23 protein-coding genes are annotated in these 23501 nt (G+C 68.1%); 10 read left to right on the top strand and 13 right to left on the bottom strand.

The window, feature by feature from the left end; genetic code table 11:
• Positions 1–2: 2 nt before the first annotated feature.
• On the bottom strand, positions 3–869 hold the full coding sequence (gene hemF / locus LZ686_RS09535; protein ID WP_148911714.1) for an oxygen-dependent coproporphyrinogen oxidase: 867 nt from the start codon (positions 867–869) through the stop codon (positions 3–5).
• 62 nt (positions 870–931) lie between these two features.
• Between hemF and LZ686_RS09530 the strand changes: the two genes are divergently transcribed.
• Positions 932–1348, top strand: coding sequence for a hypothetical protein (locus LZ686_RS09530; RefSeq protein ID WP_349547610.1), 417 nt, complete (start codon positions 932–934; stop codon positions 1346–1348).
• On the opposite strand, the gene LZ686_RS09525 is transcribed toward LZ686_RS09530, so the two are convergent.
• From LZ686_RS09525 to clpS, 3 genes are read right to left on the bottom strand one after another with little or no spacing between them, the layout of a single operon-like run.
• Positions 1345–2151 carry an SDR family NAD(P)-dependent oxidoreductase gene (locus LZ686_RS09525; RefSeq protein ID WP_252930523.1) on the bottom strand — a complete coding sequence of 269 codons (807 nt, stop codon included), beginning with the start codon at positions 2149–2151 and terminating at the stop codon, positions 1345–1347. The genes LZ686_RS09530 and LZ686_RS09525 overlap by 4 nt on opposite strands.
• A complete protein-coding gene (locus tag LZ686_RS09520) occupies positions 2148–3161 on the bottom strand; it encodes a class I SAM-dependent methyltransferase (RefSeq protein WP_349547609.1) in 1014 nt (337 codons plus the stop codon). The genes LZ686_RS09525 and LZ686_RS09520 overlap by 4 nt, the downstream gene beginning before the upstream one ends.
• Positions 3162–3165: 4 nt before the next feature.
• Complete coding sequence (gene clpS / locus LZ686_RS09515; RefSeq protein WP_045980873.1) at positions 3166–3483, bottom strand: ATP-dependent Clp protease adapter ClpS; 318 nt, start codon at positions 3481–3483, stop codon at positions 3166–3168.
• A 271-nt stretch (positions 3484–3754) separates the two neighbouring features.
• On the opposite strand from clpS, the gene LZ686_RS09510 reads away from it, so the two are divergent.
• From LZ686_RS09510 to LZ686_RS09495, 4 genes are all read left to right on the top strand, one after another.
• Entirely contained in the window at positions 3755–5437 is a 1683-nt protein-coding gene (locus LZ686_RS09510) for a D-alanyl-D-alanine carboxypeptidase family protein (RefSeq protein WP_246071182.1), read from the top strand.
• Between the two features lie 143 nt (positions 5438–5580).
• On the top strand, positions 5581–6147 hold the full coding sequence (locus LZ686_RS09505) for a GbsR/MarR family transcriptional regulator (RefSeq protein WP_045983786.1): 567 nt from the start codon (positions 5581–5583) through the stop codon (positions 6145–6147).
• A gap of 5 nt (positions 6148–6152) precedes the next feature.
• The gene (locus tag LZ686_RS09500; RefSeq protein WP_349547608.1) at positions 6153–7538 is read left to right on the top strand and encodes a cytochrome ubiquinol oxidase subunit I; all 1386 of its coding nucleotides are present in this window, start codon (positions 6153–6155) and stop codon (positions 7536–7538) included.
• Positions 7539–7541: 3 nt separating this feature from the next.
• Entirely contained in the window at positions 7542–8552 is a 1011-nt protein-coding gene (locus LZ686_RS09495) for a cytochrome d ubiquinol oxidase subunit II (RefSeq protein WP_349547607.1), read from the top strand.
• A 36-nt stretch (positions 8553–8588) separates the two neighbouring features.
• On the opposite strand, the gene ychF is transcribed toward LZ686_RS09495, so the two are convergent.
• The gene (ychF, locus tag LZ686_RS09490; protein WP_349547606.1) at positions 8589–9686 is read right to left on the bottom strand and encodes a redox-regulated ATPase YchF; all 1098 of its coding nucleotides are present in this window, start codon (positions 9684–9686) and stop codon (positions 8589–8591) included.
• 154 nt (positions 9687–9840) lie between these two features.
• Here ychF and trpA point away from each other — a divergent pair, with 154 nt between their 5' ends.
• From trpA to LZ686_RS09465, 5 genes are all read left to right on the top strand, one after another.
• Positions 9841–10638 carry a tryptophan synthase subunit alpha gene (gene trpA, locus LZ686_RS09485; RefSeq protein ID WP_045983790.1) on the top strand — a complete coding sequence of 266 codons (798 nt, stop codon included), beginning with the start codon at positions 9841–9843 and terminating at the stop codon, positions 10636–10638.
• Positions 10635–11195: a VOC family protein gene (locus tag LZ686_RS09480; protein WP_349547605.1), complete on the top strand. Its 561-nt coding sequence runs from the start codon at positions 10635–10637 to the stop codon at positions 11193–11195. The genes trpA and LZ686_RS09480 overlap by 4 nt, the downstream gene beginning before the upstream one ends.
• On the top strand, positions 11192–11686 hold the full coding sequence (locus LZ686_RS09475) for a GNAT family N-acetyltransferase (RefSeq protein ID WP_273743130.1): 495 nt from the start codon (positions 11192–11194) through the stop codon (positions 11684–11686). The genes LZ686_RS09480 and LZ686_RS09475 overlap by 4 nt, the downstream gene beginning before the upstream one ends.
• Positions 11687–11826: 140 nt before the next feature.
• Positions 11827–12492 (top strand): molecular chaperone DjiA, encoded by a 666-nt coding sequence (locus tag LZ686_RS09470; RefSeq protein ID WP_045999326.1) that lies wholly within the window; start codon positions 11827–11829, stop codon positions 12490–12492.
• 39 nt (positions 12493–12531) lie between these two features.
• Positions 12532–12912, top strand: a complete 381-nt coding sequence (locus LZ686_RS09465; RefSeq protein WP_349547604.1) for an AAA+ family ATPase — start codon at positions 12532–12534, stop codon at positions 12910–12912.
• On the opposite strand, the gene LZ686_RS09460 is transcribed toward LZ686_RS09465, so the two are convergent.
• The 8 genes from LZ686_RS09460 to LZ686_RS09425 all read right to left on the bottom strand — a co-directional run bounded on the left by LZ686_RS09460 (position 12909) and on the right by LZ686_RS09425 (position 23478).
• Positions 12909–14783: a 3'-5' exonuclease gene (locus LZ686_RS09460; protein WP_349547603.1), complete on the bottom strand. Its 1875-nt coding sequence runs from the start codon at positions 14781–14783 to the stop codon at positions 12909–12911. The two genes, LZ686_RS09465 and LZ686_RS09460, sit on opposite strands and share 4 nt — an antisense overlap.
• Complete coding sequence (locus tag LZ686_RS09455) at positions 14783–15145, bottom strand: response regulator transcription factor (RefSeq protein WP_349547602.1); 363 nt, start codon at positions 15143–15145, stop codon at positions 14783–14785. Before LZ686_RS09455 ends, LZ686_RS09460 begins: the two co-directional genes overlap by 1 nt.
• On the bottom strand, positions 15138–15641 hold the full coding sequence (locus tag LZ686_RS09450) for a hypothetical protein (protein WP_127898357.1): 504 nt from the start codon (positions 15639–15641) through the stop codon (positions 15138–15140). Before LZ686_RS09450 ends, LZ686_RS09455 begins: the two co-directional genes overlap by 8 nt.
• Positions 15638–17452 carry a DUF294 nucleotidyltransferase-like domain-containing protein gene (locus LZ686_RS09445; RefSeq protein ID WP_349547601.1) on the bottom strand — a complete coding sequence of 605 codons (1815 nt, stop codon included), beginning with the start codon at positions 17450–17452 and terminating at the stop codon, positions 15638–15640. Before LZ686_RS09445 ends, LZ686_RS09450 begins: the two co-directional genes overlap by 4 nt.
• 60 nt (positions 17453–17512) lie before the next feature.
• Positions 17513–19420 (bottom strand): sodium:solute symporter family protein, encoded by a 1908-nt coding sequence (locus tag LZ686_RS09440; RefSeq protein ID WP_045999331.1) that lies wholly within the window; start codon positions 19418–19420, stop codon positions 17513–17515.
• A gap of 10 nt (positions 19421–19430) precedes the next feature.
• Positions 19431–19688 carry a DUF4212 domain-containing protein gene (locus LZ686_RS09435; RefSeq protein ID WP_148911726.1) on the bottom strand — a complete coding sequence of 86 codons (258 nt, stop codon included), beginning with the start codon at positions 19686–19688 and terminating at the stop codon, positions 19431–19433.
• A 119-nt stretch (positions 19689–19807) separates the two neighbouring features.
• Positions 19808–21763: an acetate--CoA ligase gene (gene acs / locus LZ686_RS09430; RefSeq protein ID WP_295166607.1), complete on the bottom strand. Its 1956-nt coding sequence runs from the start codon at positions 21761–21763 to the stop codon at positions 19808–19810.
• A 179-nt stretch (positions 21764–21942) separates the two neighbouring features.
• Entirely contained in the window at positions 21943–23478 is a 1536-nt protein-coding gene (locus LZ686_RS09425; protein ID WP_349547600.1) for a SulP family inorganic anion transporter, read from the bottom strand.
• Positions 23479–23501 lie beyond the last annotated feature (23 nt).

The raw sequence follows: 23501 nt of genomic DNA, 5'->3' as shown, positions 1-23501 counted from the left end.
GCCTAGACCCACTTGGCCAAGGGCGGCAGGCTCATCAGGACGGCGTCGGCGTTGTGGCCGGTCTCCAGCCCGAATTTCGTGCCGCGGTCATAGACCAGGTTGTATTCCGCATAGAGACCCCGGTGGATCAGCTGCGTGTCGCGGTCGGCATCGTCGAACGCCTGCGTCATCCGCGCCTCTGCCAGCGGCAGGAACGCCGGCAGGAACGCCGCGCCCACGTCGCGGGTGAAGGCGAAATCCGCCTCCCAGTCCCCGGTGTTCAGATCGTCATAGAAGATGCCGCCGACGCCCCGCGCCCGCCCGCGATGGGGGATGAAGAAATACTCATCCGCCCAGGCCTTGAAGCGGTCATAGTAGTCCGCCCCGTGCGGCAGGCAGGCATCGCGCAGCGTGTTGTGGAAATGCGCGGTGTCATCGGCGTATTCGATGCAGGGGTTCAGGTCTGACCCGCCGCCGAACCACCATGCCCCCGGGGTCCAGAACATGCGCGTGTTCATGTGCACGGCCGGCGCGTGCGGGTTCCGCATATGCGCGACCAGGCTGATGCCCGATGCCCAGAACCGCGGATCATCCTCCATGCCCGGCACGCCGCGGGCGGCCATCGCGGCCTGGGCGCGGGGGGCCAGGGTGCCATGCACCTCGGACCAGTTCACGCCGACCTTCTCAAAGGCGCGGCCGCCGCGCATCACCGACATGATGCCACCGCCGCCGTTGTCGGCGCGCTCCGTGGGCGTCACCTCAAACCGGCCCGCGGGGGCGTCGCCCGGGGCGCGGTCCTCCAGCGCCTCGAAGGCGGCGGTGATGCGGTCGCGCAGCTCGCGGAACCAAAGCGCGGCGCGGTGGCGTTGTTCATCCATGGCGGGCCTCATTCGTGATTTGCCAGCCCCAGGCATCGCGACTAGCATCGCCTGCGTCCATAAAGAGAGCCGCCATGCGCCGCAACACCGCCCTTGCCCTTTGCCTTGCACCGGTTCTGGCCCTTGCCGCCTGCGGCACGCCGCAGGAACGCTGCATCAGCCGGAACACCAGCGAATACCGCACCGTCAGCAGCCTTCTGGCCGAGGTCGAGGGCAATCTGTCGCGGGGCTATGCCTGGGAAGAACGCCAGGTCGTGCGGACGCGGTTCGCGCAATGCGAACGCGTGATCCGCGACCACGAGGGCAAGGCGCAGATCAGCACCTATGGCTGCTGGCGCGATTATGTCGATGTCGAACGGTTCCGCGTGCCCATCGACCCCGCGGCCGAGACGCGCAAGCGCGACGGCCTGGTAGAGCGTCAGGCGGCCCTGACGCGCGGCGCGAATGCCGCCGTGGCCGCCTGCCGCGCCGCCTATCCCGAGGAAGCCTAAAGCACCTGTGACGTCACCGGGTCGGCCAGGCTGCGTCCGCCGTCGACGGTGACGATCTGGCCGGTGACAAAGCGCGCGCCGTCGCTGACCAGGTAATGCACCGTCTCGGCCAGTTCTTCGGCCGGGGCGATGCGGCCCAGGGGTGTGCCAGCGATGATCTGCGCCCGCTGGTCGGGATTGTCCTTCAGCGCGCATTGCAGTTCATGCGACATGACACTGCTGAAGCTGACACCGTTCACGCGGATGCGGTGCGGCGCCAAGGCCAGCGCCAGCCCGCGCGTGGCCTGTTCCTGCGCCGCACAGGCGATGGAATAGCCCAGCATAGACGGAATCGGCCGCCGCGCCGCCAGGGTCGAGATATTGACGATCGCCCCGGTCTGGGCGCTTGACCCTTCGCCGTCGGCCTGACGGATCATGCGCTTTGCGACCATCTGCGACAGACGCAGGCTGGCCAGCATGTTCTGGCGCAGCATCTCCTCCAGCGCGTCCATGTCGGTGTCCAGCGGATCGCTGCCCCGAACGAAACGATGGGCGTTCACCAGGATGTCGACGCGGTCGAACGCATCCAGCGTGGCCGACAGCAGGTTCGCCATCGCCAGCTTTTCCGACATGTTCCCGACGAAATGGCGCACCTGGCTTTCGTCGTCGGCATAATCCGACACTGCCGACTGCAGCGCCTGTTCGTCGCCGTCCGCGAACATGACCGATGCGCCGCGTTCGGCCAGGTGCCGCGCGATGGCCAGGCCCACGCCGCGTCCGGCCCCGGTGACGATGGCCGTCTTGCCCTGGATCGACAGCGTCACCGCCGTGCCCCCCGGGCCCGGACCGTGGCGGTACCCTTGCCCGCCGCGGTCGCCTCGATCACCTTGAAGCGCGTGTCGCCCGCGATCTCATGGACCTGGCCGAAATGCTGCGCCAGGACCGATTCGTAGGGCAGATGCCGGTTGGCGACCATCCACAGCCGACCCGCGCCCGTCAGGATGCGCGCCGCGGTGGCGATGAAGTCGGCCCCAAGCCGGGGGTCGGCCTGTCGCCCCTCGTGGAACGGGGGGTTCATGATGACGCCGTTGACCGGCTCCCGCAGGGTGAAATTGCGCGCGTCCGCCCAGTGGAACTGTGCCCGCGGATCGGTGACATTGCGCTTGGCCGAGGTCAGGGCGGCGTGGTCGGCCTCGACCAGGTGCAACTCGGCAATGCCCGGTCGGGCCAGGGCCTGCGCGGACAGCCAGCCCCATCCCGCGCCCAGGTCGACCACGCGAGTGGGCATCTTGGGCGGCAGGTTATCGGCCAGCATCCGCGACCCCGGGTCGATCCCGTCGGCCGAGAAGACGCCCGGAAGGGTCACGAAGCCCGGCTCGACCTGACGCTCGGTCGCGGTCCAGTCGGCGGGCAGTCCCGCGTCGGGCAGCGTCACCTGAAAGATCTTGCCATGGGCCTTGCTGATGACATCGCGCACCTCGGCATGGCCGCGCAGTTCCTTCAGCAGGGAATCGACGCCGTCGGTCTTCTGCCCATCGACCCAAAGGGCCGCGCCAGGCGCCAGATGCGCCGCGGCCAGCGCAAGGCGCGCGCGTGCGGCAGCCTTGGCGCGCGGCAGGCGGACGACGGCCGCGTCGAAACGGCCCTCCGGCTCCGTCCGGACATCGAATCCGCGGGCGGTCAGTCCGTCATGATCGGGAAAGTTTCCCTGGACGATGGTCAGCTGTGCGGGGTCGAGGGGGAACAGGTCATCGGCGGCAGTGGCGCCGATGAACAGCACTCGGCCCCCGGGATGGCCGTCCGGAAAGGCCAGGTCCAGTCGTGATTGGGTCACGCGATTACTCTTTTTCCATGGTGCATTGCAGGGGATGCTGCTGGCGGCGGGCCAGCTCCATCACCTGGGCGACCTTCGTCTCGGCCACCTCGTGTGAAAAGACGCCGACGACGGCCAGACCGCGACGGTGCACGGTCAACATGATCTCGATCGCCTGGGCGTGGGTCATGTGGAACAGCCGCTCCAGCACGTGAACGACGAACTCCATCGGCGTGAAGTCGTCGTTCAGCAACAGGACCTTGTACATCGGCGGCCGCTGCGATTTCGCGCGTGGCTTGACCGCCAGATCGGATTGGTCGTCGGGATTGTCGGGTGCGGTCATCCAGTGCGTCATCGGGCTGCGGTCGTTCCTGAATGCTGAGGCGAGGGGGTGGGCGCTGTCGCCATCCCCGGAAATATAGCGCAATCGCGCCCGGATGAAAGCCCCCCGCGCGGATGCGCCGCGATCCGGGTCTGGACGGCGTCGCCTACAGTGCAGACAAAATTAGCGTGATTGCCCGGTTTCAAGGTGAAAAGAGCCGTGCTATTATAGGTTGATTAACGACGGACGTGCGACAAACGACGCGCCCGCTTGAGGCAGAGAGACAGCGACAGTGACCCGATTTACCCATGCCTTCCGGCTGCTTTGTCATGCCGTCCTGGCCGTTGCCCTGTTGGGGCTTCCGGCTGCCGCGGCACCTTTCGCGGCCTATGTGATGGACGCCCGGACCGGGCAACCCATCTATCGCCAGAATTCGGATACGCGACTGCATCCTGCCTCGCTGACCAAGATGATGACGCTCTACATGGCGTTCTCGGCCATCGAACGCGGTCAGGTGCGGCTGGATTCGAAATTCACCGTGTCCTCCAAGGCCGCGAACGAGCCCCCCTCCAAGCTGGGCCTGCGCGCGGGTCAGCAGATCGAGCTGCGCTATCTTCTGCGCGCCGCCGCGATCAAGTCGGCCAACGATGCCGCGACCACCATCGGCGAGGGGCTGGCAGGCTCCGAACAGGCCTTCACCCAGCAGATGACCCAGATGGCGCGGGCGCTTGGCATGAACAACAGCCAGTTCCGCAACGCCCATGGCCTGACGACCGAGGGGCATTATTCGACCGCCCATGACATGAGCGTTCTGGGACGCCACCTGTTCTACGACTTCCCCCAGTACTACAACCTGTTCTCGCGCCGGTCGGCCGATGCGGGCATCGCGCAGGTCGCGTCGACGAACCGCCGCTTCCTGGATGCCTATGCCGGTGCCGACGGGATCAAGACGGGGTATACGCGGGCTGCGGGCTTCAACCTGACGGCTTCGGCGCAGCGCGGCAACCGTCGCCTGATCGCCACCGTCTTCGGCGGGACGTCCACGGCGCATCGCAACCAGGTGATGACCGAGCTGCTGGACAGCAGCTTCACCCGCATCCCCGACCGCGTGCGCGAGGTCCGTCCGCAGCCTCCGCGCCTGCTGGTGCAGGCCACGACGCGCCGCGCGCAGGTCGCCGCCAGCCCCGCCGCGACCCAGGCAGAACCGCAGCGCCTGGTGCTGCAGGCATCGCCGCCCCCCGCGACCCGCCCTGCCGCCGCCGCGTCGACCCTTGTCGCCGCAGCGCCCAAGGTCGACCTGACCGAGGCGTTGCGCCTTGCCGGCGCGACCGCGGCGCCCGCCGCACCGCCGGGCGTCGCCTTGGCCAGCAGCCAGCGTCCGCGCGCCCGCCCCGGATCCGCGGCCCCCGCGGCCGACGCGATCCAGCAGGCGCTTGCCACCGCCGTCGCATCGGACGACGCGCCGGCGCAGCAGGCCAGCCTTGCGGCCCCCGTGCTGGCCGGATCGGCGCGCCCTGCACCCTCGCCCCGGCGCACGGCCAGCATCGCCGCCGTTGCCCAGCCCGAGCCTGCAGCCGCGCCCGCCCCTGAACCGCAGATGCAGGCGGCCCCCGGCACCCTGTCGCTGGACAGTTCCAGGGCGCCCAAGCCGCGGTCCGAAACCGTGATCCTGGCCGCGATGGGCGAAGGCGACCTGAGCGCGCCCGAGGCACTGGAGGTCGTGCGCCGTCCCACCGACAGCGGCCGCAACTGGGGCGTCAGCCTGGGCCGCTACACCTCTCAGGCCGAGGCTGACCGGTTGCTGCTGCGTCTGGCCCTGCAGGACGGCAACCTGTTCGGCGCGGCGCGCCGGCACGTCGCCAACACCAATCGCGGGTTCGAGCCGCAGTTCGGAAACCTCTCCAAGGGCCATGCCGAACTGGCCTGCGAGCGGATGCAAAGCCGGTCGCAGCCCTGCCAGGTCATCGCCAACTGACGACCCGGTCAGACTGACTTGTCGCCCCCGCCCGAAAAGGCGGGGGCTTTTTCATATGCGGATGCGACAACCTGCCCGCTATGCCGGCGCGCCGCTTGCTCTATGTTATTTTCATTAATTTCTGAAATGACAGGAACAAGCGAATGTCAGTGTCGGCCTTGCGGCAGGAGTTCATCCTGCATTTCGGTGAAATGGGATCGCGGTGGGGCATCAACCGCACCGTCGGTCAGGTCTATGCCCTGCTGTTCCTGGCGGACGAGCCGCTGTGTGCGGACGACATCGTCGCCGCCCTGGGCTTCTCCCGCTCGAACGTGTCGATGGCGCTCAAGGAGCTGCAAAGCTGGAACCTGGTGCGCCTGCGCCATCAGCAGGACGACCGGCGCGAATTCTTCACCACGCCCGACGACCTGTGGGAGATCGTGCGCACGCTGATCAACGAACGGCGCAAGCGCGAGATCGATCCCACGCTGACCAAGCTGCGCGAACTGTCGATGGCCGAACCCGACCCGTCTGACCGCGCAGCCCACGCCCGCATCGCCGAACTGCGCCAGCTGATCGAACAGATGACGCGGTTCCACGATGACCTGGCCCGGTTCGAGACCGAGCGCCTGGTCGCGCTGATGAACATGGGCGCCCGTCTTGGCCGCCTTGTCGACGGCGCGGGCAAGCTGATCCCGATCCGCCGCAGCAAACCTCAATCGAAAGGCTGAAACCCATGGACCCGCTGATTCTGTCGCGGATTCAATTTGCCGCGAACATCTCGTTCCACATCCTGTTCCCGACCATCACGATCGCGCTTGGCTGGGTGCTGCTGTTCTTCAAGCTGCGCTTCAACCGCACGGGCGACGAAAAATGGATGGACGCCTATCGCTTCTGGGTGAAGGTGTTTGCCCTGTCCTTCGCGCTTGGCGTGGTGTCGGGCATCACCATGTCGTTCCAGTTCGGCACCAACTGGCCCGGTTTCATGGAAAGCGTCGGCAACATCGCGGGTCCGCTTCTGGCCTATGAGGTGCTGACCGCCTTCTTCCTCGAGGCCGCCTTCCTGGGCATCATGCTCTTCGGCTTTCGCCGCGTGCCGGGGTGGCTGCACACGACCGCGACCTTCCTGGTGGCGTTCGGTACCACGCTGTCGGCCTTCTGGATCCTGGTCCTGAACAGCTGGATGCACACGCCCGCGGGCTATGAGGTGATCGACGGCGTGGTCCACGCGACCGACTGGATGGCGATCATCTTCAACCCGTCGCTGCCCTACCGCCTGACGCACATGCTGCTGGCCTCGGGGCTGACGGTGGCTTTCCTCATCGCGGGCATCTCGGCGCTGCGCTGGATCTGGGGCGACCGGGGGGACGAGGTGCGTGCCACGCTGCGCTTCGGCGCGACGCTTGGCGCGGTGCTGATCCCGCTGCAGATCTATGCCGGCGACATGCACGGCCTGAACACGCTGGAACACCAGCCCGCCAAGGTCGCCGCGATGGAGGGCAACTGGGAGACGCAGGGCAACGTGCCGCTGGTCCTCTTCGCCCTGCCCGATCAGGAGGCGCGCGAGAACCGGATGGAGATCGCCATCCCCAACGTCGCATCCCTGATCCTGACGCACAGCCTGGAGGGCGAGGTGCCGGGCCTGAACGATTTCGTGGCCGCCGACGGCACCCCCGAACACCCGCCCGTGGCCCCTGTCTTCTTCAGCTTCCGGATCATGGTGGGCATGGGCATGGCGATGCTGGCCCTGTCCTGGTCGGCCTTGTGGTTCATGCGCCGCGGCCGCGGGGTGAAAGGCCTGCCGCGCCCCTGGATCTATGCCTTTGCCGCGATGGGCTTCTCGGGCTGGATCGCCACGCTGGCGGGCTGGTACGTGACCGAGATCGGGCGTCAGCCCTGGCTGGTCACGGGCGTCCTGACCACCAAGGAGGCGGTCGGCCCCATCACCGGCGGCATGGTCGCCTCCAGCCTGGTCGCCTACCTTCTGGTCTATGCGGTCCTGATGGCGGCCTATCTGGGCACGCTGACCTATCTGGCGCGCCGCGCCGCGCGCCACGACCCGCTGACCCCCGACCTGCCCACCCCCGACGCGGGCGTGCGCGCCCTGCAACCTGCGGAGTAGATCATGCATCTCTTCGGTGATCCGTTCATCTGGCTGCCCTTCGTCTTTGCGGTGCTGATGGGCCTGTCCGTCTTGGTCTATGTCGTCCTGGACGGCTTCGACCTGGGGGTGGGCCTGCTGTTCCCCTTCGCCACCCCGTCCGAGCGCGACCGCATGGTCGCCTCGATCGGTCCCTTCTGGGACGCAAACGAGACCTGGCTGGTCCTGGCCATCGGCCTGCTGCTGGTGGCCTTCCCGGTGGCGCACGGGGTGATCCTGACCGCGCTTTACCTGCCGGTGACGGTCATGCTGATCGGCCTGATCCTGCGCGGCGTCGCGTTCGAGTTCCGCGCCAAGGCCCCGACCCGTCACCGCGCCGCGTGGAACCGGGCGTTTTTCGCAGGCAGCCTGGCCTCGACCCTGGCGCAGGGGTTCATGCTGGGCCTCTATGTCACCGGGCTGCAGCTCAGCTGGACCAACATCGCGTTTGCGCTGCTGACGGCGGTGTTCCTGACGGTGGGGTTCAGCGTCATCGGTGCGACCTGGCTGATCGGCAAGGCCGAGGGCGTTCTGCAGGCCAAGGCGATCCTGTGGGCACGGCGCGGCATCTGGGGGCTGGTGGCGGGCATCGCCGCGATCTCGGCCGCATCGCCCCTGGTCAGTGCCCGCATCTGGGACAAATGGTTCAGCTGGCCCGAATTCGCGATCCTGGCCCCCCTGCCGATCCTGTCGGTGGTGCTGATCGCGACCCTGTGGCGGGTGCTGCACGTGCTGCCGATGGAGAACGACCGCATGGCCTGGACGCCCTTCGCCCTGACCACGGCGCTGTTCGTCCTGGCGTTCGGGGGGCTGGCATACAGCTTCTACCCCTATGTCGTCCCCGAACAGATGACGATCTATCAGGCCGCCGCCGCACCCGAGGCGCTGATCATCATCCTGGTGGGCGCGCTGGTCGTCCTGCCGGTCATCATCGCCTATTCGGTGCTGGCCTACACGGTCTTCCGCGGCAAGGCGACCGAACTGACCTATTCCTGAACGAACAAGGCGGGCCGCCTGGCCCGCCTTTCCTCATCAGTTGCTGAACAAGAAGTGCAGGACGTCGCCGTCCTTGACCTCATAGGTCTTGCCCTCGACGCGCAGCTTGCCCGCCTCGCGCGCTCCGGCCTCGCCCTTGCCGGCGACATAGTCGTCATAGGCGATGGTTTCCGACCGGATGAAGCCCTTCTCGAAATCGCCATGGATCACGCCCGCCGCCTGCGGGGCCAGGGTGCCCTTGGTGATGGTCCAGGCGCGGGCCTCCTTTGGGCCCACGGTGAAATAGGTCTGCAGACCCAGCAGGCTGTATCCGGCGCGGATCAGCCGGTCCAGGCCCGGCTCCTCCAGGCCCATCTCGCCCAGGAACATCTGCGCCTCCTCGGCGTCCAGCTGGCTGATCTCCTCCTCGATCCGGGCCGAGATCACGACATGGCCCGCGCCCTGCGCCTCGGCCATCTCGCGGACCTTCTCGGACAGGGCGTTGCCGTTGGCGGCCTCGTCCTCGGCCACGTTGCAGACGAACAGCACCGGCTTGGCGGTCAGCAGCTGCAGCATGTCCCAGACCCGGCGGTCGTCATCGGCCACCGCGACGGTGCGCGCCGGGCGGCCCTCGTTCAGCACGGCCAGCGCCTGGCGCAGCAGGCGGTCCTGATCCAGCGCGTCCTTGTCCCCGCCCTTCAGCTTGCGCGACAGGTTGGCCAAGCGACGCTCGATCGATTCCATGTCGGCGATCATCAGCTCGGTCTCGATCACGTCGGCATCGGCCAGCGGGTCGACGCGGCCCTCGACATGGGTGATGTCGCCATCCTCGAAGCAGCGCAGCACATGGGCGATGGCGTCCGTCTCGCGGATGTTGGCCAAGAACTGGTTGCCCAGGCCTTCGCCCTTGCTGGCGCCCTTCACCAGGCCCGCGATGTCCACGAAGGTGATGCGCGTCGGGATGATCTGCTTGCTGCCTGCGATGGCGGCCAGGGTGTCCAGCCGCGGGTCGGGGACCGCGACCTCGCCCACGTTGGGCTCGATGGTGCAGAACGGGAAGTTCGCGGCCTGTGCGGCGGCGGTTTTCGTCAATGCGTTGAACAGCGTCGACTTGCCCACGTTCGGCAAGCCCACGATCCCCATGCGAAAGCCCATGACAGCACCCTTTCCCGTCTGAATATCCCGCGCCTGTTACGCGCCCCGCGCGGCCAAGTCCAGCCTTGGCCCGGCCCGCGCCCGACCCGCGCCCGGAGATTGCACCCACCCCCCATGCGCGCTAGGGATTGTGCCAAAGAATGCAGGGACGGACATGACCAGAATCGACGACAGGTTTGCAGCGCTCAAGGCCCAGGGCAAGAAGGCCTTCGTGGCCTACATGATGGCATCCGACCCCGACGATGCGACCGCGTTGCAGATCATGCGCGGCCTGCCCGACGCGGGGGTGGACATCATCGAACTGGGCATGCCCTTCACCGACCCGATGGCCGATGGCAGCACGATCCAGGCGGCAGGTCAGCGCGCCCTGGCCCAGGGCGGCAGCGTCAGCCGCACGCTGGACATCGTGCGCGAATTCCGGCGCGACGACACCACGACGCCCATCGTGCTGATGGGCTATTACAATCCGATCTATGCCCGAAAGGGCGGCGTGACCCAGTTCCTGACCGATGCGGTCGAGGCGGGGATCGACGGCCTGATCGTCGTCGACCTGCCCCCCGAGGAGGATTCCGAACTCTGCGTGCCAGCCACGGCCGCGGGGCTGAACTTCATCCGCCTGGCGACGCCGACGACCGACGACCGCCGCCTGCCTGCGGTGGTCAGGAACATCACGGGCTTTGTCTATTACGTCAGCGTCACGGGGATCACCGGCGCGGCCGCAGCCAATGCCGCCGACGTCGCCCCCGAGGTCGCGCGCATCCGCGCCGCCGCCGGCCTGCCGGTGGTCGTGGGCTTTGGCATCTCGACCCCCGAGGCCGCCGAGGCGATCGCGTCCGTCGCCGACGGCTGCGTCGTCGGCAGCGCCATCGTCAAGCAGATCGGCGAGGGGCGCCCCGTCCCGGAAATCCTGGCCTTCGTCCGCGACCTGGCCGCGGGCGCCCATCGCGGGTGAGCTTGGCCTTCGATCACGTGGCCATCGCCGCCCGCACCCTGGACGAAGGGGCGGCGTGGCTGGCCGGTCGCGGCCTGACGCTGGAACCGGGCGGGCGCCATCCGGGCATGGGCACGCACAACCGCCTGATGTCGCTTGGGCCGGGGGAATACCTTGAACTGATCGCGCCCGATCCGGAGGCCGATGTGCGGCCCTGCTGGTTTGGACTGGACGGGTTCGACGGCCCGCCGCGGGTGGCGGGCTGGGTGATGCGCGCGACGCCGCTGCGCGCACCCGCCGGCACGCGCGTCGTGCAGGCCCGGCGCGGCGACCTGTCCTGGCAGATCACCCTGCCGCTGGCCGGCCAGATGCCGCGTGACGGGGCGCAGCCCATGCTGATCGACTGGGGTGACGGGCCGCACCCGTCCGACCGCCTGCCCGATCGCGGGGTGCGCCTGAAGCGGCTGACCCTGCCGCTGGACCGGCTTGATCTGGACGACCGTCGGCTGATGCTGACCGGGGCGGGGACGCCCCTGACCGCGACGCTGGCAACCCCGGACGGGGAGGTGACGCTGTGATCCTGCGCGACGCGACCGCCGCCGATGTGCCCGCCATCGCGGCCATCTGGAACCCCATCGTCCGCGACACCGCCATCACCTTCTGGCCCGATGAACGCAGCCATGACCAGATCGCGGCCCTGATCGCAGAGCGGCAGGCAGCCGGACAGGCCTTTATCGTGGCGGCCGATGGCGACCGGCTTCTGGGCTTTTCCACCTATTCCCAGTTTCGCGGCGGTGCGGGCTATGCGCGCAGCATGGAACACACGATCCACGCGGCTCCGGATGCGCGGGGACGCGGGGTCGGCCGGGCCATGCTGACCGCCGTCCAGGACCACGCCCGCCAGCGCGGCCACCGCATCCTGATCGGCGGGATCACCGGGTCGAACGACGGCTCGATCGCCTTTCACCGGGCCATGGGCTATGCCGAATGGGGCCGCATCCCGGCGGCGGGATGGAAATTCGGGCAGTTTCACGACCTTGTGCTGATGGGGCGCGATCTTTCGGCCTAGCATGCCGCCACGGCGGCAATGCGCCCCTATCGCTTGGCCGGTTTCAGCGCTAACCTTGGGGCATGGATTGCTGCACCACCCCCGAGACTTGCACGGGCCCCTGCCCTGACCTGCCAAGGCCCCGCAGCTTCTGGCAGCGGATGGCCGACCGCATCACCGTGTTCCTGTGGACGAATCGTCCGGCGACGCCGCCGGAACGGTCGGTCGCCTTCACCATTGCGGTGATCGCGCTTGGGGCGAAGCTGGCCAAGGTCGACGGCACCGTCGAACGCTCCGAGGTCGCGGCCTTTCGCCGGGTGTTCATCATCCCCCGCTCCGAGGAGAAGAACGCCGCCCGCGTCTTCGATCTGGCCCGCAAGGACGTGGCCGGGTTCGATGCCTGGGCGCGCAAGATGGCGTCGATGTTCCAGCCCGGCGATCCGGTCCTTCTGGACGTGATGGAGGGGCTGTTCGTCATCGCCGTGGCCGACGGTGCGCTGCAGCCCGCCGAGATCGCGTTTCTGGACGAGGTCGGTCGCATCTTCGGGCTGGCGCCCGCGCAGATCGCCGCGATCCGGCGGCGGCATGACAAAGGCGCCGGCTGCCCGCCCTGCGAGGTTCTGGGCGTGGCCCCCGACACCCCCCTGCCCGAGGTCAAGCGCCGCTGGCGCCAGCTGCTGCGCGAGAACCACCCCGACCACGCCATCGGCCGCGGCCTGCCCCCCGAAGCCATCCGCCTGGCCGAGGCCCGCACCCGTCGCCTCAACGAGGCCTGGGACAGCTATCGCAACCTCTATCGCGGCAATCTGCAGGCCGGGGCCGCCTGAACCTTGCGCGGCGGGCCGGCACTGCCCATCTCATGGCCCATGACACGCATCCTGACCCCCGCCGCCTTGTGCCTTGCCCTGATGTCCGCCCCCGCCTTTGCGCAGGAGGCGCCGGAGGAACCGGGGTTCCTGGAACGTGGCCTGGGCGCGATCATGGGGCAGTTGTGGGGCGAGGAGGAGCCCGGCGCCATGTCGCCCCTGGCTCAGGACCTGGCCGGCGCTCTGCGCCAGATGGGCCCCGTGCTGCAGGATCTTGCGGCGCAGGTCGACGACATCCGCAACTATCAGGCGCCGGAACGCCTGCCCAACGGCGACATCCTGATCCGACGCCGTGAGGACGCGCCCGCGCCGCCCCCCTTGGGCGACACGCTGCGCCCGGACGAAGACCCCACCCCGGACCAGCCGCAGATCGCGCTTTAGCGGTTCGCATCGGCGATCAGCGCGCGGTGGTCGCGGGCCTTGGCCACGACCTCCTCGAACCGGGTGATGCCCTTGGCCTCCAGTGCGGAGATCAGCGTTAGATAGGCCTGCGCGGTGGCGATGGTGTCGCCCATCGCGGTGTGCCGGGCCTCGGGCGGGATGGCGATGCCAAGACGCTCGGTCAGCGCATCCAGTGTATGGACCTCTGACTGACCCCAGACCATCGCCGACAGCAGCACCGTGTCCAGCACCCGGTTGTCGAACCGCGTGCCGGTCTGCGCCTCGGCGCGCCGCAGAAAGCCCATGTCGAAGGGCGCGTTATGCGCGATCAGCACGCTGTCGTCGCAGAAATGCCGGAATGCCGTCAGCGCCGCGGTCAGATCCGGGGCATCGGCCACCATTGCGTCGGTGATGTGATGGATCGCGGTCGAGGCCGGGGGAATGGGACAGCCGGGGTTCACCAGCGTCTCGAACCGTTCCCCGGTCAGGCGGCCGCGCGCCAGGCGCAGACCGGCGATCTGGACGATCCGGTCGCGATCGGTCAGTCCCGTGGTTTCGGTGTCGAAGACCACGCAGGTCAGGTCCGCCAGCCGCGACGACGCCGCCCCCCGCGTCGCCAAGGCGAAATCATAGGTCACCCCCGACCCGTCCGCGACGCCCTGCGCCAAGGCCAGCGGCATGACCAGCCGCGCCCTTGCGCCGTCCGTTTCCGGCCAGATGCCGGTGCCGTGGCAGGCCAATATCTCGGCCCCCGTCACATCGGGCTGGCCGGGATCGGGGGCGGCGGTCAGCCAACCCTCCAGCAGGTCGATAGGCAACGGCGACCCGCGCCAATCCAGCACCAGCCGCATCTGGTCGTCAGGGTCCGGCCGGACCGACAGCACCGGGGTGTGCCCCAAGGCGCGCAGCCGGGCATCCAGCAGCAGCAGCAGCGCGTTCAGGCTGGCCGCCTCTGCACGGAACGCCAGCGGCGGCAGATCCGCCGCCTCCAGCCCCGCGGCCAGTTCCGTCAGCGCAGCCACCGTGCCGGGCGCATCGCTGGCCATGATCCTGGACAGGCTGCGTGTGGCGTTGGCCAAGCCCTGTCCTTCGGCGCGGATCGCCTGAGCCAACGCGGGCGGGATCGGCCCGTCCAGCGCGTCCAGCATCGGAACCAAGGTCGACGCATGGCGGCGCAGCGCCTCCAGCATGTCGCGGGGTGCGGGGCGCTGGACCGCGCCATCGCGCAGGATCAGCAGCAGCCCGTCGTCGATCGCGCGCAACCGACCCGACAGGCGGACACCACCGACCGTCAGGCAGACCAGGTCCGTCGCGGCGGCACCCGCGGCCAGCCGCATCTGTGCCGCCCGCAACGCGCCCGATGTCAAAAGCGTGTCCAGCGCCCGGTCCAACGCCAGTCCCGGCAGCAGCCGCGCCGCGCTGGCGTTATAGAACACCACCCGCCCCCGTGCGTCGGCCATGACCGCGCCCGCGCCGAAATCGGCCAGGATCGCCTCCAGGCTGGCCTTTTCGCGCAGGGTTTCGGCGGCGTGATCCTGCAGCGCCTGCGCGAGCGCCTGGTCGGACCGTTCGCGCGCCAAGGCCGCGTCGCGGGCGGCCGGGCCCAGATCGGCAAGGTGACGGGCCTGCGCCAGGTCGGGAACGCGCCCGGTCCGCAACGCCCCGGCCAGCGATTCCAGCGGCCGGGCCAGGTGCCGGTCGAACAGGAACCACAGCGCGGTCATCAGCCCCAGCAGGCCAATGCCCGCGATCATCGCGGCCTGGATCACCGCATCCTGCCCGCCCTGCACCACCCGCCACAGCGCCAACCCCGCCAGGACCAGCGCCGCGACCAGCGCGGCCAAGAACAGCATCAGGATGCGCCGGCGCATCAGGACAGCAGGCGGGCCATCTCGGCCCGCAACTCGGCCAGTTCGAAGGGCTTTGCGATAAAGCCGTCGGCGCCAAGCGCCAGCCCCTTGCGCCGTTCGACCACGGAACCGCGCGCGGTCATCATCAGCACCCGCACCCCCACCAGGTCGGGATCGGCGCGCACGTCCTGGACGATCTGATACCCCGATACCTCGGGCAGCATCACGTCCAGCAGGACCAGATCCGGCCGCGTCTGGCGGATGCGGTCCACGGCGCCGCGGCCCGTGGCGATGCGGTCATGGCGATGGCCATCGCGGGTCAGCAGGAAATCCAGCGCGGTGGCGATGTTGTCCTCATCCTCGATGACCAGGATGTCAGCCATTGGTCCCTCCATCCGGGCAGACGGTGGCGAAGGCCGCATCATCGCCCGCGGGCATCCAGTCGGCACGTCCCGGACGGATCCGCGCGCCCGCGCAGTCGAAGTCCTGCGGCACGATCACGGTCTGGCCGCGGCGTTCCACCAGCATGATCGGCGCACGGCGCGTGCCGTCCGCGCCCTGCGTGATCTGCGCGGGGTCCAGCGCGGCAAACCGCGTCTCGACCGGGAACAGATAGGTCCAGGGCGCCCATGGCTGGCTGTCATGCCCCACGACCAGCACCTGCGAACCGGCAGGCAGGCTGGCCTGCGCGCGGTCGAACCACGCATAGTCGTTCCACACCGAATAGGCGACCATCGACAGCCCGATGCCCGCCGGCAGCAGCCAAGCGGCGGGCGACAGGCCCAGCTTGCGCGCCAGATGCATCCCGGCATACAGCACCGCCGCCGCCCCGACCGCCGCGGCGATCACCCCGATCAGATCGCTTCCGATCCCTGTCATCCCAGCATCCCCTTGCCATGTCCCACCGCCGACTGCATTCCGCGCACGACGACGAAGGCGTCGCGCAGGTGGCTGCGTTCGAAATCCGACAGATCCGCCGGTGAGAGGTAATTGTCGGGCCTGCGCCCCGCCCTGACCAGATGCGCCTGATTCTCAAGCCGCACGGTCTGGATCATGTCATAGGCGGCGATCAGGTCGCGCCCGCCCGTGGCCGAGATCACGCCCCGCGCCTCGGCCTCCTCCAGCCGGGCACGTGTGTTGACCGCGCCGATGCGCCCCTGCAGGGCATAGACCCGCGCCAAATCGGTCACCGGGACCACGCCGTTGTGCTTCATGTCAATATGGTGGCGATGCTCTCCGGTCCGGATCGTGGCAAAGCCGCCGATCAGGCCAAGCGGAGGCCGATGTTTCAGTGAATTACCAACCATATGCGCGATGAAAATCGAATTCTTCGAGGCCGCGTCCAAGGTCCCGTCCTGCAGGTCGCCCAGCAACGCGCCGTCGCCGCCGATGGCGCGTAGGTCGAACATGACCGAGGCCAGCATCTGCGCCTCGGGGCTGGGATGGGAGATCCAGTCGCGGAAATAGCCCTGCCAGATGTCCAGCGGCTGACACCAGCGCGGGTTGGTCGCCATCATGTCGCCCGGGCAATGCACATAGCCGCAGGCATGCAGCCCATCGCTGACCCGCCGCGCCAAGGTGGTGAACCACGGGTCCTTCGGATCGGCGCCGGGCGCCAGGATCAGGCAGTTGTCCTGATCGCTGGTGCCGGTCTGTTCCTGGCGGCCTTGGCTGCCGCAGGCGGCCCAGCACCAGGCGGCGGGCGCAGGCCCGAGGTCGGCGGCCGTCAGATCCAGCAGGCGGCGCGTGACCGCATCGGCGATGTCGGTGATCATGCGAGTGATGATCTCGTGCCGCTGGCGGGCCTGAACCAGCTGCGTCAGCAGTTCGGGGATGCGGGCCGTGATGGCGGCCATCTGTGCGGTGTCGCGCGCCTTGGCGACCTGCCGGATCAGCCCCGCGGCGGAAATAGCCTGGACCCGCGTCAGGTCGGTCTGGCTGATCATGCCGACGAAACGGCCGTCATCGACCACCGGCAGATGCCCGATGCGCCGTTCCAGCATGATGTTCAGCACGTCATAGCCCAGGGCCGTGGGGGCCAAGGTCACCGGGTCGGGCGTCATCACGGCACTGACCGGCTGACGCATGTCACGCCCTTCGGCGACCACGCGGTTCGACATGTCGCGGATGGTGACCAGCCCGATCAGGCGGCCGCCCTGTGTGATGCCCAGGCTGCTGACGCGGGCGTCGCGCATCTGGCGGGCGGCCTCGATGATCGGGGTGTCGGGGGTGCAGCTGACCGGTTTGCCCGACAGCAGTTCCCCCACCTTGAGCCGGGCCAGGTCGCCCCCGCGGTCGGAGGGCCCCCTTCCGCGGTCGAAGAACCGGGCGACCGCGCGATGGTCGGCGATCAGGCGCGTAACCTCTGCGCGGGGCAACATCAGGATCACCGCCGGCCGGTCCATGACCCGCGCCGACGTGACCGCCACCCCGTCGCGCAGCAGGCCGCGTTCGCCGAAGGAATTGCGTGGCCCCAGCTGGGATACGCTGTCGCCGTTGCGGTCGGTGACCGCGACCTGGCCGCTTTCGATCAGGTACAGGCCCGGCAGGCGGTCTCCGAACTGATAGATCAGGTCGCCGGGGGCGAATATCCTGCGGTTGAAGGAGGTGGCGACGCGCGCCAGCTCGTCCCGCTTCAGGCTGTCATAGGGATGCACGGTGGCGATGAAATCGACAATGCTGTCGGGCATCCGGGGTGACCTTGTGGGAAGGAGGGTGCCGCGCCCCCGGTCGGGGACGCGGCAGGATGATCAGTGCGCGACGGCACCGCCCGCACCGCGCGGGACACGGATCGATTCGACCAGTTCCTGCACATGGGCGGGGGGACGCTTGCTGACGGCCGAGACGCCGAAGGCGACCGCAAAGTTGATCACCGCGCCCACGGTGCCGAAGGATGCCGGCGAGATGCCGAACAGCCAAGCGTCGGGCGTATCGGGGAACATGTTGGTGCCCGCGATGAAGAACCAGCCCTTGTAGGCGAAGATGTAGAGGATCGTGGACAGCATGCCCGCGATCATGCCGGCGATCGCGCCTTCCTTGCCGACACGCTTGGAGAAGATCCCCATCATCAGCACCGGAAAGATCGAGCTGGCGGCAAGGCCGAAGGCCAGTGCCACGGTCTGGGCCGCAAAGCCCGGCGGGTTCAGGCCCAGCAGGGTCGCGACCAGGATCGACAGCGCCATCGAGACGCGCGCGGCCATCAGTTCGCCCTTTTCGCTGATGTTCGGACGCAGCGTGCCCTTGATCAGGTCGTGGGACACGGCGCCCGAGATCGCCAGCAGCAGACCCGCCGCGGTCGACAGGGCGGCGGCCAGGCCGCCTGCGGCGACGATGGCGATGACCCAGCCCGGCAGGTTGGCGATTTCGGGGTTGGCCAGCACCATGATGTCGTTGTTCACGGTGGTCAGCTCGTTCCCGACCCAGTTCTGCTCGACCGCGGGGGCGCCCGGCAGGGCGGCATGGGTCTCGGCCAGGCGGGCGTCATAGGCGGCCTGGGCCGCGTCGATCGCCGCCTGGTCGCCGCTGGTGCGGGCCGCGGCCAGCGCGGTCGCCTGTGCGGCGGCTCCGTCGTTGTAGTACTGGATCAGGCCGTCGCCGTTCTTGTCCTCCCAGTTCAGCAGGCCGGTGGTCTGCCAGTTGCGCATCCAGGCCAAGTCCTCGCTGGTCTCGATGTCGGCCAGCGACACGGCGGGCTGGCTGAAGGTCTCGCCCTGCGCGGCGCCCGGCCACATGGTCGCGGTCAGGTTGAAGCGCGCCATCGAACCCACCGCCGGAGCGACGGTATAGAGAAGCGCGATGAAGACCAGCGCCCAGCCTGCCGACTTGCGGGCATCGGACACCTTGGGCACGGTGAAGAAGCGGATGATCACGTGCGGCAGACCCGCGGTGCCGATCATCAGCGCCATCGTGAACAGGACCATGTCCAGGGTCGAGTTGTGGTGCTCGGTATAGGCGCGGAAGCCCAGGTCGGTCACCAGACCGTCCAGCTGCGCCAGGAACGCCACGCCCGATCCCTCATGCGTGCCGAACAGGCCCAGGGGCGGCAGGAAATTGCCCGTCAGCTGCAGCGAGATGAACACCGCCGGGATCGTGTAGGCGATGATCAGGACGACATACTGCGCGACCTGCGTGTAGGTGATGCCCTTCATGCCGCCAAGAACGGCATAGCAGAACACCAGCGCCGCGCCGATCCACAGGCCGGTCGCGTTCGACACCTCGAGATAGCGCGAGAAGGTGACGCCCACGCCGGTCATCTGGCCGATCACGTAGGTGATCGAGACGATCAGCAGACAGATCACGCCGATGATCCGCGCGGTGCGCGAATAGAAGCGGTCGCCGATGAATTCCGGCACGGTGAACTTGCCGAACTTGCGGAGATAGGGCGCCAGCAGCAGGGCCAGCAGCACGTAACCGCCCGTCCAGCCCATCAGGTAGGTCGAGTTGTCATAGCCCGTGAAGGCGATCAGGCCCGCCATCGAGATGAAGGACGCGGCCGACATCCAGTCGGCGGCCGTCGCCATGCCGTTCATGACCGGTCCGACGCCGCGGTTGGCGGCATAGAATTCGGCCGTGGATTTCGCCCGGCAATAGATGGCGATGCCGATATACAGCGCGAACGAGGCGCAGATGACCAGCAGGTTCAGGGTGAATTGGCTCATGGCTGGGTCCTCACTCGTCCACGCCGTGTTCGGCGTCCAGGCGGTTCATGCGCCAAGTGTAGAAGAAGATCAGCGCGATGAAGCACAGGATCGACCCCTGCTGCGCGAACCAGAATCCCAGATCCGTTCCGCCCACCGAAATGCCCGACAGCAGCGGCCGCAGGATGATGCCGAAGCCGTAGGACACCAGCGCCCAGATCGCGAGGCAAACGTAGATGATGCGTAGATTGGCCTGCCAATAGGCATTCGAGGATTGTCTGTCACTCATGTCCCTAGGTCCCTCCCTGTTCAGACATGTCTGTCACTCCGCCCTAGTGTTCTTCCAAGCCCGTCCCCGGCGATGGGCGCGGGCAGGTTTGCGGGGGCGCCAAGGCCCCCGGCCGGTCGTCAGCCGCGGTTCATGCGGTTGGCGATCAGATCGTCCACGACCTCGGGTTCGGCCAGGGTCGAGGTGTCGCCCAGGGTGCCGTGGTCGTTTTCCGCGATCTTGCGCAGGATGCGGCGCATGATCTTGCCGGATCGCGTCTTGGGCAGGCCCGGCGCCCACTGGATCAGGTCCGGCTTGGCGATCGGGCCGATCTCGGTGCGGACCCATTTCTCCAGGTCGGCACGCAGCTCCTCCGAGGGGTCCACGCCGTTCATCAGCGTGACATAGGCATAGATGCCCTGCCCCTTCATGGGGTGAGGATAGCCCACGACCGCGGCCTCGGCGACCTTCTCATGGGCGACCAGGGCGGATTCGACCTCGGCCGTGCCCATGCGGTGGCCGCTGACGTTGATGACGTCATCGACGCGGCCGGTGATCCAGTAATAGCCGTCCTCGTCCCGCCGGCAGCCATCGCCGGTGAAGTAATAGCCGGGATACTGCTGGAAATACGCCTCCTCGAAGCGGGCGTGATCGCCCCACAGGGTCCGCATCTGGCCGGGCCAGCTGTCGCCGATGCACAGCACGCCCTCGGCCGGGTCGCCCTGCTGCACCTCGGCCGAGGCCGCGTCCAGGATCACCGGGACCACGCCGAAGAACGGCACCGTGGCCGATCCGGGCTTTGTCTCGATCGCACCGGGCAGCGGCGTGATCAGGTGGCCGCCGGTCTCGGTCTGCCACCAGGTGTCGACGATGGGGCAGCGGCCCTTGCCGACATGCTCGTTGTACCAGTTCCAAGCCTCCGGGTTGATTGGCTCTCCGACGGTGCCCAGGATGCGCAGCGACGACAGGTCATGCGCCTCGACCGGCTCGGGCCCCTTGGCCATCAGCGCGCGGATGGCCGTCGGTGCGGTATAGAACTGGGTGACCTTGTGCTTGGCGCAGACCTGCCAGAAGCGTCCGGCATCGGGCCAGGTCGGAACGCCCTCGAACATCACGGTCGTGGCGCCGTTGGCCAGCGGGCCATAGACGATATAGCTGTGGCCGGTGACCCAGCCCACATCCGCCGTGCACCAGAAGACGTCGCCATCCTTGTAGTCGAACGTATACTGATGCGTCATCGCGGCATAGACCAGATAGCCGCCGGTCGTGTGCACGACGCCCTTCGGCTTGCCGGTCGATCCCGACGTGTACAGGATGAACAGCGGATCCTCGGCGCCCATGGGGCGGGGCGGACAGTCGGGGGCGACCTGCTCCATCTGCGCCTTGACGTCGATGTCGCGTCCCTCGACCCAGGTGGTCTGGTCGCCGGTATGCTTGACCACAAGGCAGCGCACCTTGTCCGAACAATGCAGCAGTGCCGCGTCGGCGTTCGATTTCAGGTTCGTGCGCCGTCCGCCACGCGGCGCGGTGTCGGCGGTGACGAGAACCTTGGCGCCGCTGTCATTGATGCGGTTGGCCAGCGCATCGGGCGAAAAGCCCGCGAAGACGATCGAATGGATCGCCCCGATGCGCGCACAGGCCAGCATCGCATAGGCGGCCTCGGGGATCATCGGCAGATAGATCACCACCCGGTCGCCGCGCATCACGCCCTGGCTCAGCAGGACGTTGGCGAACCGGTTCACCTTTTCGGACAGCTGGGCATAGGTGATGTGCTGGGCGGGCGTCTGCGGATCGTCGGGTTCGAAGATGATCGCGGTCTGGTTGGCGCGGGTCGGCAGGTGGCGATCGATGCAGTTGACCGAGGCATTCAGAACCCCGTCCTCGAACCACTTGATGCTGACCTGCCCCAGGGTGAAGTCGGTGTTCTTGACCTTGGTATAGGGCGTCATCCAGTCCAGCCGCTGCCCCTCGCGGGACCAGAAGCCCTGCGGATCGCGGATCGATTCGTCATACAGCCGCGCATAGTCCTCGGGGCCGGCATGAGCGTCCTCCAGGCCGGCCGGAATGGCGTGTTTGCGAATGTTTTCAGCGGTCATGACTTTCCCCCTCGTCGTCGCCATGCTGCAGCCCGGCCGCGACGACCCCTGTCAGGGTGTGGGCGCAACGCTGCGTCGCCACCATGTTAATCACAGATGAGGGAACAAGTTAACTTGTTTTTTATAAACGGAAATTTTGTAAATGAATTGACTTGAGTACTACCGATCCTGTCAATGCTTCACAAACGGGCAGAGTCCTCGGCAACCATGACGCTGCCGTGCAGTCCCGCCCGCAGCACCGGCCGCGCATGGACCGCCACGACCCGGGTTCCGCGGCGCGCCAGCCGGTCGGACAGGTCGCGGATCATCTGGGCGCCGCTTCGGTCGATCAGCGTGACCTGTGACATGTCCAGAAGCAGCAGGCGGGGATGCGCGTCGATCCGGGCCAGCGCCCCCTCGATCCGCGCGACCGAGCCGAAGAAGACCGGCCCGGACAGATGGATCACCATCCGCTCCGCCGGTCCATCGGGGTCGGTTGCGGGGGCATGGGCGGTCCCCTCGCGCGACATCCGCGCGATGAACAGCATCCCGGTCAGCGCCATGCCGATCAGGATGCCGGTCGTCAGATCATGCAAGACAACGCCCAGGAAGGTCGCGGCCATCACCCCCGCCTCGGCCCGGTCGATGCGGGTCAGGCTGATCATCGCGTGCCATTCGATCATCTTCCAGGCGACGACCATTAGAAGCCCCGCCAGGCCGGCCAGGGGAATGGCCCCGACCAGCGGCGCGGCGACGATCAGGAAGCCCAGCAGCAGCGCGGCGTGGATCATCCCCGATGCCGGGCCGCGGCTGCCGGCCTTCACGTTGGTCGCCGTCCGCGCGATGGTGCCGGTGACGCAAAAGCCGCCGAACAGACCCGCCCCGATATTGGCAAGCCCCTGCCCGATCAGCTCGTCATCGGGACGCATGCGGGTGCCGGCCATCTGGTCGGCGACCATCGCCGACAGAAGCGACTCGATCGCCCCCAGCAAGGTGAAGCCCACCGCGAAGGGCACCGCCGCCTGAATGGACGCCCAGTCCAGCGCGGGCAGCATCGGCATCGGCAGACCGGCCGGCAGCGCGCCGAAGCGATCAAAGACCGATGGCGCGTCCAGCACCTGTGCGGCAAGGGTGGCGGCGACGATCCCCAGCAGCAGCGCGGGCAGGCGGGGCGCCAAGCGCTGTGCGAACACGATCGCCGCGACCGCGGTCAGTGCGACGCCGATGACCTGCGGATCAGCCGTGGCACGGGCCTGCCATAGGGCGGACAGCTTGGGCAGCAGCGCGGCAGGTTCGGGCACGGACAGCGTCAGGCCCAACAGGTCGCGCAGCTGGCTTGCGGCGATGATCACCGCAATCCCGGCAGTGAACCCCAGGATCACCGGATAGGGCACCAGCCGGATCGTGCCGCCAAGACGCAGCAGGCCCAGCACCGCCAGCATGGCACCGGACAGCATCGTGGCCAGGACCAGGCCGTCGATGCCGATCGCCGCGACGCAGCCCGCGACCAGCACGATGAACGCGCCCGCCGGGCCGCCGATCTGGTGGCGTGACCCGCCCATGGCGCTGACCAGGAACCCGCCCACGATGGCCGTGACCAGCCCGCGGTCGGGACCGACGCCACTGGCGATGGCGATGGCCAGAGACAGCGGCATCGCCACGATGGCGACCGTAAGTCCTGCCTGCAGGTCCTTGAGATCGAATGAAAGATCCAGAAAGGCGGGGCGATAGCCCATGGATCCTCCGCACATGGCCTTGG

The organism is Paracoccus sp. NFXS7 (assembly GCF_040148865.1).
GTDB classification, from domain to species: Bacteria; Pseudomonadota; Alphaproteobacteria; order Rhodobacterales; family Rhodobacteraceae; genus Paracoccus; species Paracoccus marcusii.
Note: the sequence above shows the minus strand (reverse complement) of the source record. Positions and strands in the feature narration are given on the sequence as shown.

Coding starts and splice junctions, on each gene's coding strand:
- ychF (WP_349547606.1), bottom strand. CDS start 9,686: ATGGGCTTTCGCATGGGGATCGTGGGCTTGCCGAACGTGGGCAAGTCG.
- clpS (WP_045980873.1), bottom strand. CDS start 3,483: ATGACCGCACCCGACAATCCCGACGACCAATCCGATCTGGCGGTCAAG.
- LZ686_RS09440 (WP_045999331.1), bottom strand. CDS start 19,420: ATGAGCCAATTCACCCTGAACCTGCTGGTCATCTGCGCCTCGTTCGCG.
- LZ686_RS09450 (WP_127898357.1), bottom strand. CDS start 15,641: ATGACAGGGATCGGAAGCGATCTGATCGGGGTGATCGCCGCGGCGGTC.
- LZ686_RS09505 (WP_045983786.1), top strand. CDS start 5,581: ATGTCAGTGTCGGCCTTGCGGCAGGAGTTCATCCTGCATTTCGGTGAA.
- LZ686_RS09435 (WP_148911726.1), bottom strand. CDS start 19,688: ATGAGTGACAGACAATCCTCGAATGCCTATTGGCAGGCCAATCTACGC.
- hemF (WP_148911714.1), bottom strand. CDS start 869: ATGAGGCCCGCCATGGATGAACAACGCCACCGCGCCGCGCTTTGGTTC.
- LZ686_RS09465 (WP_349547604.1), top strand. CDS start 12,532: ATGACACGCATCCTGACCCCCGCCGCCTTGTGCCTTGCCCTGATGTCC.
- acs (WP_295166607.1), bottom strand. CDS start 21,763: ATGACCGCTGAAAACATTCGCAAACACGCCATTCCGGCCGGCCTGGAG.
- LZ686_RS09425 (WP_349547600.1), bottom strand. CDS start 23,478: ATGGGCTATCGCCCCGCCTTTCTGGATCTTTCATTCGATCTCAAGGAC.
- LZ686_RS09495 (WP_349547607.1), top strand. CDS start 7,542: ATGCATCTCTTCGGTGATCCGTTCATCTGGCTGCCCTTCGTCTTTGCG.
- LZ686_RS09455 (WP_349547602.1), bottom strand. CDS start 15,145: ATGGCTGACATCCTGGTCATCGAGGATGAGGACAACATCGCCACCGCG.
- LZ686_RS09460 (WP_349547603.1), bottom strand. CDS start 14,783: ATGCGCCGGCGCATCCTGATGCTGTTCTTGGCCGCGCTGGTCGCGGCG.
- trpA (WP_045983790.1), top strand. CDS start 9,841: ATGACCAGAATCGACGACAGGTTTGCAGCGCTCAAGGCCCAGGGCAAG.
- LZ686_RS09470 (WP_045999326.1), top strand. CDS start 11,827: ATGGCCGACCGCATCACCGTGTTCCTGTGGACGAATCGTCCGGCGACG.
- LZ686_RS09445 (WP_349547601.1), bottom strand. CDS start 17,452: ATGCCCGACAGCATTGTCGATTTCATCGCCACCGTGCATCCCTATGAC.
- LZ686_RS09500 (WP_349547608.1), top strand. CDS start 6,153: ATGGACCCGCTGATTCTGTCGCGGATTCAATTTGCCGCGAACATCTCG.
- LZ686_RS09530 (WP_349547610.1), top strand. CDS start 932: ATGCGCCGCAACACCGCCCTTGCCCTTTGCCTTGCACCGGTTCTGGCC.